The following is a 15,144-nucleotide window of genomic DNA, read 5'->3' as shown; positions in this document are numbered from 1 at the left end:
GTCATGTCCAGCACCCGATCCCGCAGGTCCTGGCGAGCGGGAGCCGGCCGCTTTGCGCCAGGTTCCTGACGTCTACGTTCGGACCACGAACCATCGAGAGCGGCCCGTGACGAACATCCGCGTGACAGCCCTCCGCCTCGGTATTCGCTGGATTATTTTCCGCACGTAAAACTTTCTCCGACATAAGTTGTCTACAGGAACGATTGGCGCTCCGACGCCGACTGTTTGGAAACATTCTTCAGCAGCCTGCCGGCGCAACACGGGTGCCAATGACCCGTTTGCGATTGCAATGAAGGTGAAAATCCTGAAGCAAGGGACGCTCATTCTGCAAGCGCGACGACCCTTTGCTCATCGATTGGTAGTCCTCACCATGAATTTCATCATCGTCCTTGCCGCACTATGCTTTCTCATGTTCGTCGCTTACCGCGGCTATAGCGTGATCCTGTTCGCGCCGGTAGCCGCGCTGGGTGCCGTCCTCCTTACCGATCCCACTCTGGTAGCGCCGATGTTCACTGGCCTGTTCATGGACAAGATGGTCGGCTTTATCAAGCTTTACTTCCCTGTCTTCCTGCTCGGGGCCATATTCGGCAAGGTCATCGAGCTATCCGGCTTTTCCAAGTCCATCGTGTCCTCGATCATTAACCTGGTCGGGCGCAAACGCGCCATGTTATCCATTGTGGCGGTGTGCGGCGTGTTGACGTATGGCGGCGTTTCGCTGTTCGTGGTCGTGTTCGCGGTGTATCCGTTTGCTGCGGAAATGTTCCGGCAGAGCGATATTCCCAAGCGCCTGATACCCGGGACGATCGCACTCGGGGCCTTTACTTTCACCATGGATGCGTTGCCCGGCACGCCGCAGATCCAGAACATCATCCCCACCACGTTCTTCAAGACCGACATTTACGCCGCACCCTGGCTCGGCATGATCGGCGCGGTGTTTGTCCTTCTTGCGGGCCTCGGCTATCTCGAATGGCGGCGTCGCCAGGCGGCGGCGTCGGGCGAAGGCTACGGCAGCAACCTGGTCAACGAGCCCGAGCCTTTCGAACACGAAAAGCTGGCCAACCCCTTCATTGCCATCCTGCCGCTCGTTCTCGTCGGGGTCATGAACAAAGTGTTTACGGCCGGGATTCCCGGCCTGTACGGGAAAACGCACTCCTTCATTCCCGCCGTTGTCGGCAAATCCGCTCCGGTCGTGCAGGAAATTTCCAAGATCGCGGCCATCTGGGCAGTCGAAGGCGCGTTATTGGTCGGCATCGCGGCAGTCTTTGTCTTTGCCGGGAAGGTCGTGATCGCGCGTTTTGCAGAAGGATCCAAGGCTGCGATCGCCGGCGCCCTGCTCGCTTCCATGAATACCGCTTCGGAATACGGCTTCGGCGCCGTGATCGCCGCCTTGCCCGGTTTCCTGGTGGTGGCGAATTCATTGAGTGCCATCCCGAACCCGCTGGTCAACGAAGCAATTACCGTGACCGCGCTGGCCGGCATCACCGGGTCCGCATCCGGGGGCATGGGCATTGCGCTTGCAGCGATGGCGGACAGTTTCATCCAGAACGCCCAGGCTGCAGGAATTCCGCTTGACGTATTGCACCGTGTGGCGTCGATGGCCAGCGGCGGGATGGACACGCTGCCGCATAACGGCGCCGTGATCACACTTCTCGCGGTAACCGGCCTCACGCATCGCGTGGCCTACAAGGACATCTTCGCCATCACCTTGATCAAGACCGCTGCAGTCTTCGTCGTGATCACGGCTTTCTATCTGACCGGGATTGTCTGACGGCGCTTCCACCGGAATGCATGCACGGCAGTCCGCCTCCCGGAGGCGGCGGAGAGCCGGCCGAGCATGCGTTCCGCTTACCGGTCGGTCTTGACCAGCCGCAGATGGGAACGCTTGCGACGCGCGCTGCGCCCGGAGGCGTTTACGCGGCGATCGTTGCCGTCGTCGCGCCGCGCGGTGGCGCGCCGGATGGAGCGCAGCACGACCACGCAAAGCAGCAGAGTGACGGGCGCGAACACGAATACGAGCCCGCCGATAATCACCACCGCAGTCGACGTGAGCGACGCCGGGTTCTGCGCCAGCGCTGCAACCAGGACGATTCCCAATGCAACGCATTCCACTGCCATGATCGAGGCAAGCAGTGGCAAGGGTCTTGCAAGCTCGAGCAAATTATCGTTTGCGGCTGCATTGCGCCCTTCGCCGGAACAATCCTGTCTCATCATCTTTCCGCCCCCCAAGGTTAAGCATGGCACCGATGATCGTATCGGCTTCCTGTTCCAGGCTATTGCTTTTGAGCAAACTTCGTGCGCTATCGTAACGCCTTTAAGAAAAGTGCGTTTTTCGCAGGAGGCGCGAGGACATTTGTTCTGGGGCGGAATACCCGTCTCGGCCTGCGCGCCTGGGATTCAGTTGAATCAACGCAACACGTCTGTTATCTGCGACGCCAATAGCCTTTATCACCATCCGAAACTGGCACTATGCTGCGATGCAGCATACAATGAAATCGTCTCCTCCCAGCTCTTCCTAGAGATATGGGTTTAACCCGTTGTTGGTAACGGGTTTTTTTTTGCCAATCTTCCTGGCGAAAGGGCTGGCTAATGAATATTGTCTACATACATGGCAATCAAGCATCATCGGAAAGCTTCAACTTCATCCGTGCGCACATGACAGGGCACAACCCGCTATTCTTGGAATACAACGGCGAACACGGGTTCTACTGCAATCACCAGCGCATGCGTGAGCAGCTTGCAGGCGTTGACGACATTTTCTTTGTCGCGCACTCGTTGGGCGGCATCCATGCGCTCCACCTTGCCAATGAATTGCCAGACAAGGTTGCGGGCGCAGTCACAATAAGCACGCCGTATGGCGGAAGCAAGGCGGCCGAGGTGATTCAATACCTTCTCCCGTTAAGCCAGTTGGTAAAGGACATCCAGCCGTCAAGCGCCCCTATCGTCGAGGGCAATCGATTCAAGGTCGTGCATCCCTGGACCAATATCGTGACCACAAAAGGCCATTCGCCCTTGATGACGCTGCCAAACGACGGCGTCGTCACGCACGCCTCGATGCGGTACCGCAAGGATATTACGCTGGTCGATGTTCCGCGCAACCACTACGAAATCTTACTAAGTCACGAAGCAGTGGCTATCATCAAGAACGCGATAGAAGGGATTGGTAGTACCGTCTGCCGCAAGAGTATCGCCTGCGCGTGACTTGCCTTCAATGAAAACCGGCAGGCCGTACAGATGAAGCAGATGAGCGGGGCAGGGCGGGTGCGGCGGCCGAGGCAGAGCGCAGCGATACCCGGCATTATCCGTGCTCGTTAAATTGCATATAATTTCCGGCACAGCCTCCTGAAATTCATCGCAAATGCCAGTCAACCTTCCCCGCATCGCGCCATCGCCGCCGATGCAGGAACACGTCATGATTCAACCGGCGCCAAGCGGTTTCGAGCGCACGGCCGCGTGTGCGATCTGGCGGACCCTGGACGCGACCCAAGGCCCCGCATACCTGGAAGGTACGATTCCGGCCAATGTTTATGCCTGCTTGAACGTCCTGCCTCTCGGTGAGGTCCGGCTGAATCACCCGCAAGGCAGATCCTTGCCGCCGGTGTTCCTGACCGGGCCTCTCACGGTCCCGCTGACCACGTACGCCGCCGCTCCGCTGCGCTCCTTGAGCCTGGTACTGCAACCCTGGGTGCTTCCTGCCTGGTTCCGCCTCGACGCAACGTCGCTGGTCGATGCCATCGTTGACGGCACGCAGGCGCAACGGCTGAACGATCCGCCGTTAGTCGACGCGCTGCGGCGCGCGGTGGACGATCCCGACTGCCTGGTTTCCGCACTGCAGATGCTTGCCGGCGAAAGCGCCGGCATGGACGAAGAGGCGCCGGCGCTGGCCGACACCCTGCTCAAAAGCAGCAGCGTCGCCGCCGCGGCCGGACAGCTCGGGATCGGCATACGCCAGCTGGAGCGCCGATGCCGGCGCACGTTCGGGCTCGGTCCGAAGCAATGGCTGCAGGTAAAACGCTTCGAAAGCTCGCTGCGGCACCTGGCGCAGGACGAAGCGTCGCTGGTCGACGTGTCGGCGGAGGCCGGCTATGCCGACCAGTCCCACATGACCAGGATTTACCGCCGCGCGGCGGGCCACACGCCGGCGCAGACCAAAGACGCCATCGACAGCGACGTCCCGGGCTACTGGGCGTTCATGCCTTCCAAGACGGCTTTGCCGGAATAGCCGGTTCGGCGCGGATGTCGTGTTCGTTCAAGAGCAAGCCGCGGCGCGCGGGTACCCTGTCGCCAGGAAGCATGCGTTCCTTCTTCAGGGGTACAAAAGTGGAAAAATTCAAACGGGCGGTCGTGATGGCGGTGGGATCGGGGGGAGACGTGGCGCCGCTGGCCGCCGTCGCCGAAAAGCTGGCCGCGCATGGGATGGATACCACGCTGATGGCGCCGCAGCGGTACCGGCGCTTCACCGCGGGAACCGCCGTGCAGTTCCAGTCGATCGGGGCGGACGATGTCTTCGAAGAGGTCTTCAACGGCGCGGACGTATGGAGTGCGGCCAAAGGCCTGCAGGCATCCTGGCGTTATTACGGCGCGGCGATGCGCACCGGATTGTCGGCGCTGCGCCGGGGCTGGCATGCCGCCGACACCCTGCTGGTGAGTTCATCATTCGCGGTGGCGGCGCGACTGGCCGAGGAACTCGACGCTTACCGGAATACGACGGTCCACCTGTCGCCATCGATCGTGTTTTCGGCGCACCGGCCACCGAAGTGGCCGGCGGCGTCCATTCCCGGGCACTGGCCCTTGTGGCTGAAGCGCGTGGCGATCGCGGCGGCTGAACGATGCGGCACCGATCCGGTGATCGGCGCGCATGTGAATGCGTTTCGCGCGGAACTCGGCTTGCCGCCGGTTCGCAAGCTGTTTTCGCAGTGGATCCACTCCCCACGCCGTGTGGTTTATGCGTTTCCCGAGTGGTTTGCGCAGGCGGCGCCGGATTGGCCGGCGCATGGCGCGTTCACCGGCTTCCCTAGTTGCCCGCAACCTCAGCGCGCCCTCCCTGCGGCGCTGGAAGCTTTCCTGCAAGGCGGGTCGGGGCCGGTCATGGTCATTACGGCGGGTACCGCCGTCGCCTCGCGGCCGCAGTGGGTGGAGCGGCTTGCAAGCTTCGCCGTTGCGCAAGGCGCCAGGGTGGTCGTCATCGAGCCGAATGCACAGGGGGATACGGCCGGGGCTGCCGTGCACAGCGTGCCGTTTGCACCATTCGACCTGCTCCTGCCGCGAGTGCAACTGATCGCGCACCACGCCGGCATCGGGACCATGGCAGAAGCCTTGCGCGCCGGATTGCCGCAACTGCTGGTACCGAGCGCGCACGACCAGCCGGACAACGCGTGGCGCCTGCAACATCTCGGCCTGGGTCACAGCCTCGGCCAGGATCCCGGGCCAGGCGATCTGACGCGCGCCTGGCACTGGGCGCTCGGTAACGGCCCGCTCCGGCAAGCGTTGCACGACGCGCAGGCCAGGATCGCGCGAGAAGAGGAGGGCGCCGGCTGCATCGCTGAACTGGTGCTGGCCGATTGCGGGGCCCGGGATGGCCAGGGCTCCGATGAGGGCGGCCAACGCATCCCCGGCATGCGGCGGGGCGGAGATGCGCGCCTGCAAAATGCGTATCGATATAAAACCTGACTCAGGATTCCGCCGCGCGCCCGACACTGGCATCGGCCACGGCCAGGGCGGTCATGTTGACGATGCGCCGTGAAGTCGCCGCGGCGTTGAGGATGTGAACGGGCTTGCATGCACCGAGCAGAATCGGGCCGACCGTCACGCCGAAACCACCGGTGATCTTGAGCAGGTTGAATGCAATGTTGGCGGCATCGAGGCTGGGCATGACCAGCAGGTTGCAGCTGCCCGCCACCGGCGTGCCCGGCAGGAAATGACGCCGGATATCCTCCGACAGCGCGGCGTCGCCCTGCATCTCGCCCTCGACCTCCAGCGCCGGCGCCATCTGCACCAGCAGCTCGCGGGCGCGCCGCATTTTCCGCGCCGACGGCCGGGTCGACGACCCGAACATCGAATGCGACAGCAATGCGACCTTGGGCGCCAGTCCGAAGCGCCGGATCTCTTCCGCCGCCATCAAGGTGATTTCGGCAAGCTGCTCCGCCGTCGGATCGTCGTTGACATAGGTGTCGGTGATGAACAGCGTGAACTTGTCGAGCGTCAGCGCATTCATCGTCGCCAGCACGGACGCGCCGGTCCTCAGCCCGATCACCTCGCGCACCCGTTCCAGATGGCGGTCGAAGCGTCCCACCGTGCCGCACAACAAGGCATCCGCATCGCCCTGCCGCACCAGCAGGGCGCCGATCAGCGTGGCGGAGCGGCGCAGCGCCGACCTTGCCATGTCGGGTGTAATCCCCTCGCGTCCGCACATGGTGTGATACGTGTCGGAATATGCGCGGTAGCGCTGGTCGTCTTCCGGATTGACGATGTCGAGGTCCGTCCCCGGCTTCAGCCGCAGGCCGGCTTTGCGGATACGCTGTTCGATGACGGCCGGGCGGCCGATCAGCACCGGGCGCGCCAGCCCCTCGTCGACCACCGTCTGCGCCGCGCGCAGCACCCGTTCTTCCTCGCCTTCTGCGTAGGCCACCCGCTTGGGCATTGCCTTGGCGGAGCTGAACACCGGACGCATCAGCAGTCCGGTGTGATAAACAAGCTGGGTCAACTGCTGCCGATACGCGTCCAGGTTTTCAATCGGGCGGGTTGCCACCCCCGACGTCCGCGCAGCCTCCGCCACGGCCGGCGCAATCCGTTCGATCAGGCGCGAGTCGAACGGCTTGGGAATGATGTAGTCGGGCCCGAACGACAGGTCCTGGCCGGCATAAGCGAGCGCCACCGCATCGTTCGTTTCCGCCTGCGCCAGCTCGGCGATCGCTTTCACGCAAGACAGTTTCATCGCGTCGGTGACCTTGGTCGCGCCGCAGTCGAGCGCACCCCGGAAAATATAGGGGAAGCAAAGCACGTTGTTGACCTGGTTCGGATAATCCGACCGGCCGGTGGCGATGATGCAGTCGGGCCGCGCCGCTTTCGCCACTTCCGGCCGGATCTCCGGCTCCGGGTTCGCGAGCGCCAGGATGATCGGCTGGCTTGCCATCGTCTTGACCATCTCGCCGGTCAGCACGCCGGCGGTCGAGCAGCCGAGGAAAACATCTGCGTCCTTCACGATATCGGCCAGCGTGCGCGCTGCGGTGTCCTGCGCGTAGCGCGCCTTGTTGGGCTCCATGTTCGCGTCGCGCCCCTTGTAGATCACGCCCTTCGAATCCGTCACGAAGATGTTTTCGCGCTTCACGCCGAGTTCGACCATCAGGTCCAGGCAGGCGATGGCCGCGGCGCCGGCGCCGGAAGCGGCGAGCCTGACCTCGCGGATATCCTTGCCCACGACCTTCAGCCCGTTCAGCAGCGCGGCGGCGGAAATGATCGCCGTGCCGTGCTGGTCGTCATGGAACACCGGAATGCGCATGCGCTCGCGCAGCTTTTTTTCTATGTAGAAGCATTCGGGCGCCTTGATGTCTTCGAGGTTGATGCCGCCCACGGTCGGCTCCAGCATCGCGATCGCGTCGACCAGCTTGTCCGGGTCATGTTCGGCAAGTTCGATGTCGAACACATCGATGCCGGCGAATTTCTTGAACAGGCACCCCTTTCCTTCCATCACCGGTTTGCCGGCCAGCGGACCGATGTCGCCCAGCCCGAGGACTGCGGTGCCGTTGGTCACTACCGCCACCAGATTTCCGCGCGACGTGTACTCGGCCGCGAGGTCGGGATTGCGGAAGATCTCCTCGCACGCATACGCCACCCCCGGAGAATAGGCCAACGACAAATCGCGCTGGTTCGACAATGCCTTGGTCGGCGCGACCTCGATTTTTCCCCGGGTCGGCCGGCGATGGTATTCCAGCGCGGCATCGCGAAGTTGGTTGTCTTCCCCCCCCATTTCGATCGACATGATTCGTCCCTTTCATCGGATCCGGCGGCGCCGGCAAAGAAGTGCGCAATATGAAATGGACAATGAACGGCATACACAGGTTCGGTGCGGACGGGGGGAGGGGCATGCGAGGTTCGGCCAGTCGCTGCTGTGCAGTAACTTGGCCGTTCGCTGCGATCCGGTGCCATGCCTGGCCATCCATTCTCTAAACGGCAGGCCGCATCTATACTGGATGGTGCCGGCGCCGGAGGCCGCCAGGATTTCATGTCCAAGGGTCGACTCAGCTGATCTGCAGAAAGCCGGTTTCGAAGCGCCTATAGACAGTTTCGCCGGTTAACGGCCAGGCATGACGGATGGAACAAGCCTGTCCAATCTCCGGTGCGCCCCGGTGTGAATTGCCCAGTATCAGGTGGAGCGCGTATGAATCCTCCCTTGCCATTTGTCCGCGAAACCGGCGCCGGCGCAAGCGTCGTCTGCATCCACTCCAACGCCAGCAGCTCCAGCCAGTGGCGCGCACTGATGGATCTGCTGGCGCCTGAGTACCGCGTGATGGCGCCGGATTCCTATGGCTCCGGCAAGAGTCCGGACTGGCGGTCTGACCGCGTCATCTCACTTGCGGACGAGGTCGCGCTCATCGAGCCCCTGCTGGCGCCGGCACAGTCCCCGGTCACCCTGGTAGGCCATTCCTATGGCGCCGCCGTGGCACTCAAAGCCGCCCTCATGTTCCCGGCCCGCGTCCGCGCGCTCGCGCTGTACGAGCCAACCCTGTTCGCACTCGTCGATGCCGCCGAGCCGCCTCCCAACCAGGCAGACGGCATACGCAATGCGGTTCACGCCGCTGCCGCGTCTCTCGATGCCGGTGATCTGCATTCAGCCGCGCAAGCGTTCATCGACTACTGGATGGGTGCCGGCAGCTGGGAAAGGACTCCTGCAAACCGTCGCCAGCCGATCGCGGAGTCGGTAGTCAACGTGCGTCGATGGGCGCATGCGCTGTTTACCGAACCCGCAGGTATCGACGAGTTTCGCCGGATCGATGCGCCGGTTCTGTACATGGTCGGCAAGCGCTCGACCGCCTCCGCGCACGGGGTCGCCGACATCCTGATTCCCGCGCTTCCCAAGGTGCGCACGGTCGCGTTCGAGGGCCTGGGCCACATGGGGCCGATTACGCATCCGGACGTGGTGAATGCCGAGATCAAGGGATTCCTCGCGCAGGTCTAGCGCGTTGTTCCAGTAGATCCGGCGTCTGCGGTGTGCTGGAGTCAAGCGTGGAGTCTGCTTCGAGAATCGACCGGGCGTTTCGGGTAGCCAAGCGCACAGGTTCAGAAGCGACCCCGCTTTTGTGTCGCTTGACATCGGAAATGGTCGCACATCGTGTTGTTATACTCGATGCTTTTATTTGGGTTTTTCCTATGGCACACATTCCGGCGCCCCTGCTTGTGCTGGGCAAACTGAGTAGCGAGGCCGGCGACGTGACCGTCGCCACGCGCGAAAACCTTGGTACTGCCCTGCATACGCATCCGACCACGAATTACGTAACCGTAACAGAAGGTGTCTTGTACTTGACGTTAAACGGGGTGGAGCAGGCGGTTCGGCCGGGTGAATGGTGCGCTATCCCTGCTCACGCCGAACATGCCGAGCGCTTCGCGGAAAAGACATCGGTAGTCGTTTTCTGGGTCAAGGACCAGACAGCCACCGCGGCGTAATTTAGCACGGTGTAAACGATGGATGGATACGGTACCGGTTCCGATGCCACATGCGTGTTCTAGTACAAAATCGTTCATGCGGGGAAATTGAAGAAATGCAAACCAGGCGAATCTTCCTAATGAGTGTTCCCGGCTCAACAATGAACACTCACGACTCCGCCGCTGGTTTTCTTGAGCGGTAGAGCGCAGCGCATGTGCAACGGGATTTCCATCGCTACGCTCGCACTGCATCCGCAGCTTGTTCCGGTTCTATGCGGGTGGTTCGAGGCCGAGTGGCCCTCGTACTATGGTCCGGGCGGGCCGGGCTCGGCACAGCGTGACATCGAGGCGTATGCCAACCAGGGGACGCTGCCGGTTGGTGTCGTCGCTTTAAAGGACGGCAGCGTTTGCGGGGTTGCGGCGCTTAAAGCGGAATCGATTGCCAGCCACGCGCACCTCTCGCCCTGGGCCGCCGCCGGCTTTGTCCATCCCTCGCTGCGGGGGCAGGGCATCGGCGGTTTGCTGCTGGACGCACTGGAGGAGCAGGCGCGCAGTCTGGGCTTCGTTCGCATTTACTGCGGCACCAGCACCGCACAGAGTCTCCTGCAACGGAGCGGCTGGAAGCTCATCGAGTGCATTTCTCACGAGGGCAAACGTCTTGGCATCTATGGCAAAGCACTCTAACCCCGCCATCAAACGGACCGCTTCAAGCAAGCTTGAGGCGGCCGCTAATTTCGAACCTCAGACGTGGAATCGAGACACGCTATGCGAACACCTGCAAACAGTACTGCGTACCGGTCCGCGATGGGTGTTGCGCTCACGGGCGCATGCATCCTTGTCTGGCTGAGTCTTGGCGTTGGCATCATCGGGAGCGATGGCGACCCCGCCAACCTGATGTATTTCGGGGTGCTCGCTGTCGGAATCGCCGGCGCCATCATCGCGCGCCTCCAGCCCCGCGGGATGGCGCGCGCGTTATTCGCGATGGCGTGCGCTCAGGGTGTGGTCGCCGCCATCGCGCTGATCGCGGGCTTGGGTCTCCCGTGGAGCGGGCCGGCAGAGATACTGGCGCTAAACGGGTTCTTCATCGCGTTGTTTGCCGGATCGGCCTGGCTGTTCCGGCGTGCCGCGCGTGGCTGACCCGAAGGCGGCCTTAGCATTCATCCTGGCCGACGCCGCTTCGCGGCGCGAACGTTCATTGGCGAACGCGACCCTAAGCCGTCGATTGACCGCGTCGGAAGCTGTCGTTCGTTTGTCCTCATGCGTCATCGCGTTCCATTGCGTGCCGGAGCAAGTCACATTATTCCTGAGGGATGCAAGGTGAGCGCCATGCATCAGCAAATACGCGCATTACGTTCTTTCCAGCATCTTCTTCAGATTAGCCAACCCGGATGAAAGGATTTCGCCGATCATTCGTCTCACCGTATCGTCATTCGTATCTGGGTCGGCTTTTCGGCGGAAATGTGATTGCCAGGTCACGGTGGAGCCGCCGCCTTCGTCTGTCCGCACCTCGATTGAGGCAGCATAATCGATCACGGGCAAGGGCGAGTCGAGAATAACGTAGCGCTGGACCATCTGCGCATCGTCATGCTTTCGCAGTTGTTCCGTGATCCTGGCGCCGTCCTTGAGGATCAGCGTACGGACTGCCTGCGCTTCATTGTTTCGCCCGGCTGTCAGCCGGGTCGACGCGACTGCCGGGTGCCAGCCGAAATTGTCAAAGTCTTTCACCGCCTTCCAGACCACATCCGGGGCGGCAGCAATGGCGATGCTTTCCCGAACATCGAGCATCGGATCAGATGCTGCCGTGCTCGCTCCGAGTACCCCGAGGCCAAGCGCGGCCAACCGCAATAGCGGGCAAAACTTCATGAACGTCTCCTTTCTCTGAAAAATGACCAGCGCGACATCGCCCGGCGCTGAATGATCGGCGCAGGAGAGTGCTTTGTACCCGGGTACTGTCGACGCGCTTTCAGCAGGATGAAAGCGTGGACTGGATTTTTTCAGAAGCGAAGCGCGGCGTATTGTAAAAATGCGTCTTCAGTCGGGCCTGCTTGAGGTAGCTGAGCGGCGACAAGGACGTAAGGGACTGGAATTCGCGGATGAAATGCGATTGATCGTAATATCCGTTGCTGAGAGCTGAATCTGCGCATCTCGCCGACTGGTCAAGCAATAGCGTTCTTGCCGTCTTCTGGAAACGGCTCAGTCGCCGGACTTCGACAAGCGTTTGTCCGGTGACGTCAAGGAACCGGCGTTCCAACTGACGCCTCCCGATATCAAGCTGCGAAGCTAACGCCGTGATCGTGAGTGTGTCGCAATGTCGATAAAGGCGGGACGCCGCGGTGCTGATCAGCTTGTCCGTCGCGCTCTTTTCCAGGCGCTGCAGGAGGAAGTTTTCCAGTAAGTCGACACGTACGCGATTGCACCGTGCGCCACGCACTTGCTTGCCAAGCGCATTTCCGGACGCTCCCCATAAATCGCTTGCGCGCGGCTGCCGGTCAGGCAATTCACGGCCGGGAACCGGGATAAAGTGATGCAGTGCGCCTGCGCGAAAGCGGATTGCCACAAAGCCGAATTCCCCCATTTCCGCGAGCTCGATGGGGTGCCTTCGGACACAAAGCAGGTGGGTGCTTTCCAGAGCGAAGACGCCTGCGCCTTCAATTTGCCGGAACGGCTCCCGATAATGAAAGAAAATCTCCGCGCCGGTGCCGGGGAGGATGGTTGGCAACGGGATTGCCTCGCCTGCGCCGGCCTCCCACCCCCAGAACCGCTCGACATAAGGGCTTAGCTTCGGTATCGGAAAGCGGTGGAAGATACGCATGCTGGCGTTCACTATGCAGGCAGATTAGATTTTTCTTTTCCGAACTGTGGCGTTGCTTTTCGAGATACGATCGGACCGAGCGCCGAGCGGTTCTGCTACGGCATGCAGCACCCGTTGCATGCTGCCATAGCAGAGTTGGCAAAGCAATCTCGTAAAGCTGGAAGTCGAGAATACAGAGCGGCGGATTTCGGTTTGCCAGCAGACTTTGAAGGAAGTCTGCCCACTGGCAGCAGTCGACCAAAACCGGCCAGTCAGTCCTGCCGATAGCGGTCATTCGCATTGCGATTCAACATTGAGGTAACCGGCGAGCCATAGGCAGGCGACAGCCTGTCGCGAGAACGTCCGCATCGACCGCCATGTCAGGCATCGCGCTTAGCGAAAACAGGTGCCCCAAAACGTTCTGCAACCTCCGGCGTGCCATCCAGCTTTATCCTGGCCTGTCTGAAGCAATCAGTGCTCGCGGGTAGCACCACGCCGGACTGAGCTGACTCCGTCCAGATGTGCGCATCAATGGGTATCCAATCCGGGTCATCGAAGGTTCCCCTCGAGATCGCGCGGTACTCGGGCCAGCGTTCAAATGTGAGCGTAACCGTCGTACCACAAGTGGGGCAGAAGTGAACATGAACCGGCTTCGCACTGGTCTCGGAGTAGTGACGATAGATGCTTAGTCTGCCGATGAATTCGACGGCATCCACCGGATACATGGTTTCAGCGTACGAGGTTGACCCTGTCATCTTCTGGCAGAAGCGACAGTGGCAGACAAGTGTGCGAAGGGCTGGGCCTATCGCCCGGTACCGCACCGACCTGCAAAGACATCCTCCTTCGTGGATCTCGGACATTTGGGCCTCTCCGCTTCCAGGTTAGTACGTACCTTTGTCGATGCCCAACTTGTTATAAATCGCAAAACACCTGATCAACATCGGCAAGTGTCGTCTAATAAAGGAATCCGACGCGTGAGCAAGTCGCATGACCCTTGGCTTTACCCCGATTGCCTGTACCAAAAACATCGGTTTAACAGAACAGAAAAACCACGCAATGAAAAAGCGCAAATATAAGTATTGAATTTATAACGTAATGTACTTACGAAACTGTCGGCACGTCGGATTGGCGGACATGACTGTTCGCAGCTCTGGCAGCGCGCAGAACTGTCACTCCTCTACCTATTCGCCGGTACTCGGCATGCCTTGCCGTACAGTAGGACTATTGCTTGTTGCCGAACATGCCCCCGATGCCGCTGGCGATGCCCCCCATCCCACTTGCCCCGCCGGAGTCTCCAGTGCCTCCGCCGCCGACTACACTGTCGAGTTGCGATGCCACCGGGCCCGGCAGCCTTTCTTTGATGAAGCCCACGGCCGCCTCCACTGCCGACGCTGCCTTGTCTTCCGGCAGGCCTGTTTTCTCGATCACGCGTTGAATAATCTCGTTCATGAGTTCTCTCCTTAATGGTTTCAAGTCAACTGAAAACTCCCCGGGACAGGGTCTGTAGCCGTGCCCCTATTTTGATACACCATACTCTCTTTTAGCGGGCTTAGGGACGCGGCAAGGGGTGCCGTTTCCCTTGGTAAGCTTGCTGCGTCTAAAGGGCGGACGTTCAAGGGAAATATCCCGTACGCATTTGGCTTCCGCGTCGAACGAGAGTCGATCCCGAACGTTGACCCGTCACCGTCTGAGATGCCTTTGTCTGGAACCAGTCGCGCGCACGCGTCTCCTAAACTAGGTAGCGACAGGAATCCGGTGTGTCGGGGAAATCGTAGTCGCCAGGGAATCCGGGCAGACGATCGGCAGGTCAACGAACAGGGTGCCGTAGCGCCCCAGCTGGTTTTCGTGGGCCAGCGCCTCCGCCCAACCGATGCTTGCAAGCGGGAGAGTAGGCGCACCCGGCAGGTCGGGGTGCGGCGTCAGGCCATAAGTCCCATGTTGGGGAACCCGGGAAAAAGCAAACCAGTCGGCAACAGCTACTTTTTGCGTGACCTTGAACGGCCTGCGGGCCGTTTTCTTTTTTATTGGAGATGATGATGCTCAGAAAAAAATTAGGTGCAGGGCTTGCTGCAGTAAGCCTTTTCGTGGGATTGACCGCCTGTCAGAAGCAGGACGAAGCAGCAGCGGGCAAAGGGCCGGCGGAGAAGGCTGGTGCCCAGGTTGACGCCGCGGCCGCCAAGGCCGGAGACGCGCTGAACAAGGCAGGAGAAAAGACTGGCCAGGTACTTCAGTCGGCCGGCGAAAAGACCGGTGAAGCAGTGAAGCAAGGCGGAGAAAAACTCGAGGGTGCCGCCAAGGATGCCCAGAAGAAGGAATGATTACCGAGTTCTCGGAAAATCTTCGCCGCAGTTTGCCCTGTTGGTCGAAAAGCGGTGAAACGACGACTAACCCTCGCCTGCTCTAGCCGCGCTTCCGTTAATTCCAAGACCGAACAGGAGCTGCTTTATTAGCGGCTAGTGTCCGCTTCTGGCCGATTGCAGACATGGCGTCTACATCGCGCCTGAGGCGGCGATTTCACCGTAGCAGTCGTTTCGCCGTCAACGCTCACTGAACTCTATTGCGGAGTGCTCCAAAGCTCCGCCAGCCGCGCATCGCGTCCACAACTGGTCCGATAATACTTATACCGGATCGGATTTTTCTTGTAGTAATCCTGGTGATATTCCTCGGCCGGATAAAACGGCCCGGCTGCGCTAACTTCGGTAACGACTTGCGCAAAG

17 protein-coding genes are annotated in these 15,144 nt (G+C 60.9%); 10 read left to right on the top strand and 7 right to left on the bottom strand.

What is annotated here, in order from left to right; translation table 11 throughout:
• Nucleotides 1-370: 370 nt before the first annotated feature.
• Nucleotides 371-1,768, top strand: a complete 1,398-nt coding sequence (locus VEC01_RS05060) for a GntP family permease (RefSeq protein ID WP_324899623.1) — start codon at nt 371-373, stop codon at nt 1,766-1,768.
• A 77-nt stretch (nt 1,769-1,845) separates the two neighbouring features.
• Here the strand turns inward: VEC01_RS05060 and VEC01_RS05055 are convergent, their stop codons facing one another.
• Nucleotides 1,846-2,115, bottom strand: coding sequence for a hypothetical protein (locus tag VEC01_RS05055; RefSeq protein ID WP_324899384.1), 270 nt, complete (start codon nt 2,113-2,115; stop codon nt 1,846-1,848).
• Between VEC01_RS05055 and VEC01_RS05050 the strand changes: the two genes are divergently transcribed.
• From VEC01_RS05050 to VEC01_RS05035, 4 genes are all read left to right on the top strand, one after another.
• A complete protein-coding gene (locus VEC01_RS05050; RefSeq protein ID WP_324899382.1) occupies nt 2,114-2,530 on the top strand; it encodes a hypothetical protein in 417 nt (138 codons plus the stop codon). The two genes, VEC01_RS05055 and VEC01_RS05050, sit on opposite strands and share 2 nt — an antisense overlap.
• A 56-nt stretch (nt 2,531-2,586) precedes the next feature.
• The gene (locus VEC01_RS05045) at nt 2,587-3,198 is read left to right on the top strand and encodes an alpha/beta hydrolase (RefSeq protein WP_324899380.1); all 612 of its coding nucleotides are present in this window, start codon (nt 2,587-2,589) and stop codon (nt 3,196-3,198) included.
• 211 nt (nt 3,199-3,409) lie between these two features.
• A complete protein-coding gene (locus VEC01_RS05040; protein WP_324899378.1) occupies nt 3,410-4,219 on the top strand; it encodes a helix-turn-helix domain-containing protein in 810 nt (269 codons plus the stop codon).
• A 98-nt stretch (nt 4,220-4,317) separates the two neighbouring features.
• Nucleotides 4,318-5,667 (top strand): glycosyltransferase, encoded by a 1,350-nt coding sequence (locus tag VEC01_RS05035; RefSeq protein ID WP_324899377.1) that lies wholly within the window; start codon nt 4,318-4,320, stop codon nt 5,665-5,667.
• Between the two features lies 1 nt (nt 5,668).
• Here the strand turns inward: VEC01_RS05035 and VEC01_RS05030 are convergent, their stop codons facing one another.
• A complete protein-coding gene (locus VEC01_RS05030) occupies nt 5,669-7,975 on the bottom strand; it encodes an NADP-dependent malic enzyme (protein ID WP_324899375.1) in 2,307 nt (768 codons plus the stop codon).
• A gap of 399 nt (nt 7,976-8,374) precedes the next feature.
• Here VEC01_RS05030 and VEC01_RS05025 point away from each other — a divergent pair, with 399 nt between their 5' ends.
• The 4 genes from VEC01_RS05025 to VEC01_RS05010 all read left to right on the top strand — a co-directional run bounded on the left by VEC01_RS05025 (nt 8,375) and on the right by VEC01_RS05010 (nt 10,773).
• The gene (locus VEC01_RS05025) at nt 8,375-9,172 is read left to right on the top strand and encodes an alpha/beta hydrolase (protein WP_324899373.1); all 798 of its coding nucleotides are present in this window, start codon (nt 8,375-8,377) and stop codon (nt 9,170-9,172) included.
• 191 nt (nt 9,173-9,363) lie between these two features.
• A complete protein-coding gene (locus tag VEC01_RS05020; RefSeq protein WP_324899371.1) occupies nt 9,364-9,657 on the top strand; it encodes a cupin domain-containing protein in 294 nt (97 codons plus the stop codon).
• 192 nt (nt 9,658-9,849) lie between these two features.
• Nucleotides 9,850-10,320, top strand: coding sequence for a GNAT family N-acetyltransferase (locus VEC01_RS05015; RefSeq protein ID WP_324899369.1), 471 nt, complete (start codon nt 9,850-9,852; stop codon nt 10,318-10,320).
• Nucleotides 10,321-10,401: 81 nt separating this feature from the next.
• Nucleotides 10,402-10,773 (top strand): hypothetical protein, encoded by a 372-nt coding sequence (locus tag VEC01_RS05010; protein ID WP_324899367.1) that lies wholly within the window; start codon nt 10,402-10,404, stop codon nt 10,771-10,773.
• Nucleotides 10,774-10,983: 210 nt separating this feature from the next.
• Here the strand turns inward: VEC01_RS05010 and VEC01_RS05005 are convergent, their stop codons facing one another.
• The 4 genes from VEC01_RS05005 to VEC01_RS04990 form a co-directional block, all read right to left on the bottom strand.
• Entirely contained in the window at nt 10,984-11,499 is a 516-nt protein-coding gene (locus tag VEC01_RS05005; protein ID WP_324899366.1) for an SRPBCC family protein, read from the bottom strand.
• A 100-nt stretch (nt 11,500-11,599) separates the two neighbouring features.
• The gene (locus VEC01_RS05000) at nt 11,600-12,448 is read right to left on the bottom strand and encodes a helix-turn-helix transcriptional regulator (RefSeq protein ID WP_324899364.1); all 849 of its coding nucleotides are present in this window, start codon (nt 12,446-12,448) and stop codon (nt 11,600-11,602) included.
• A 359-nt stretch (nt 12,449-12,807) separates the two neighbouring features.
• On the bottom strand, nt 12,808-13,287 hold the full coding sequence (locus tag VEC01_RS04995) for a GFA family protein (RefSeq protein ID WP_324899362.1): 480 nt from the start codon (nt 13,285-13,287) through the stop codon (nt 12,808-12,810).
• Nucleotides 13,288-13,648: 361 nt separating this feature from the next.
• The gene (locus VEC01_RS04990; protein ID WP_324899360.1) at nt 13,649-13,876 is read right to left on the bottom strand and encodes a hypothetical protein; all 228 of its coding nucleotides are present in this window, start codon (nt 13,874-13,876) and stop codon (nt 13,649-13,651) included.
• A 581-nt stretch (nt 13,877-14,457) separates the two neighbouring features.
• Between VEC01_RS04990 and VEC01_RS04985 the strand changes: the two genes are divergently transcribed.
• Nucleotides 14,458-14,745, top strand: a complete 288-nt coding sequence (locus tag VEC01_RS04985) for a hypothetical protein (protein ID WP_324899358.1) — start codon at nt 14,458-14,460, stop codon at nt 14,743-14,745.
• 236 nt (nt 14,746-14,981) lie between these two features.
• On the opposite strand, the gene VEC01_RS04980 is transcribed toward VEC01_RS04985, so the two are convergent.
• Nucleotides 14,982-15,144 (bottom strand): peptide-methionine (S)-S-oxide reductase (locus VEC01_RS04980; protein WP_324899621.1); only part of this gene is annotated, 163 nt, incomplete at its 5' end.

The sequence above is a fragment of the Noviherbaspirillum sp. genome (assembly GCF_035627455.1).
In the GTDB taxonomy this organism is placed as follows: Bacteria; Pseudomonadota; Gammaproteobacteria; order Burkholderiales; family Burkholderiaceae_D; genus Noviherbaspirillum.
This window is presented reverse-complemented; position numbering and strand designations above follow the sequence as displayed.

Bases quoted from the DNA above. Each gene is read 5' to 3' on its own strand.
- VEC01_RS05050 (WP_324899382.1), top strand. From the start codon at position 2,114: ATGATCGAGGCAAGCAGTGGCAAGGGTCTTGCAAGCTCGAGCAAATTA.
- VEC01_RS05060 (WP_324899623.1), top strand. From the start codon at position 371: ATGAATTTCATCATCGTCCTTGCCGCACTATGCTTTCTCATGTTCGTC.
- VEC01_RS04990 (WP_324899360.1), bottom strand. From the start codon at position 13,876: ATGAACGAGATTATTCAACGCGTGATCGAGAAAACAGGCCTGCCGGAA.
- VEC01_RS05005 (WP_324899366.1), bottom strand. From the start codon at position 11,499: ATGAAGTTTTGCCCGCTATTGCGGTTGGCCGCGCTTGGCCTCGGGGTA.
- VEC01_RS05015 (WP_324899369.1), top strand. From the start codon at position 9,850: ATGTGCAACGGGATTTCCATCGCTACGCTCGCACTGCATCCGCAGCTT.
- VEC01_RS05025 (WP_324899373.1), top strand. From the start codon at position 8,375: ATGAATCCTCCCTTGCCATTTGTCCGCGAAACCGGCGCCGGCGCAAGC.
- VEC01_RS05010 (WP_324899367.1), top strand. From the start codon at position 10,402: ATGCGAACACCTGCAAACAGTACTGCGTACCGGTCCGCGATGGGTGTT.
- VEC01_RS04985 (WP_324899358.1), top strand. From the start codon at position 14,458: ATGATGATGCTCAGAAAAAAATTAGGTGCAGGGCTTGCTGCAGTAAGC.
- VEC01_RS04995 (WP_324899362.1), bottom strand. From the start codon at position 13,287: ATGTCCGAGATCCACGAAGGAGGATGTCTTTGCAGGTCGGTGCGGTAC.
- VEC01_RS05000 (WP_324899364.1), bottom strand. From the start codon at position 12,448: ATGCGTATCTTCCACCGCTTTCCGATACCGAAGCTAAGCCCTTATGTC.
- VEC01_RS05045 (WP_324899380.1), top strand. From the start codon at position 2,587: ATGAATATTGTCTACATACATGGCAATCAAGCATCATCGGAAAGCTTC.
- VEC01_RS05040 (WP_324899378.1), top strand. From the start codon at position 3,410: ATGATTCAACCGGCGCCAAGCGGTTTCGAGCGCACGGCCGCGTGTGCG.
- VEC01_RS05030 (WP_324899375.1), bottom strand. From the start codon at position 7,975: ATGTCGATCGAAATGGGGGGGGAAGACAACCAACTTCGCGATGCCGCG.
- VEC01_RS05055 (WP_324899384.1), bottom strand. From the start codon at position 2,115: ATGGCAGTGGAATGCGTTGCATTGGGAATCGTCCTGGTTGCAGCGCTG.
- VEC01_RS05020 (WP_324899371.1), top strand. From the start codon at position 9,364: ATGGCACACATTCCGGCGCCCCTGCTTGTGCTGGGCAAACTGAGTAGC.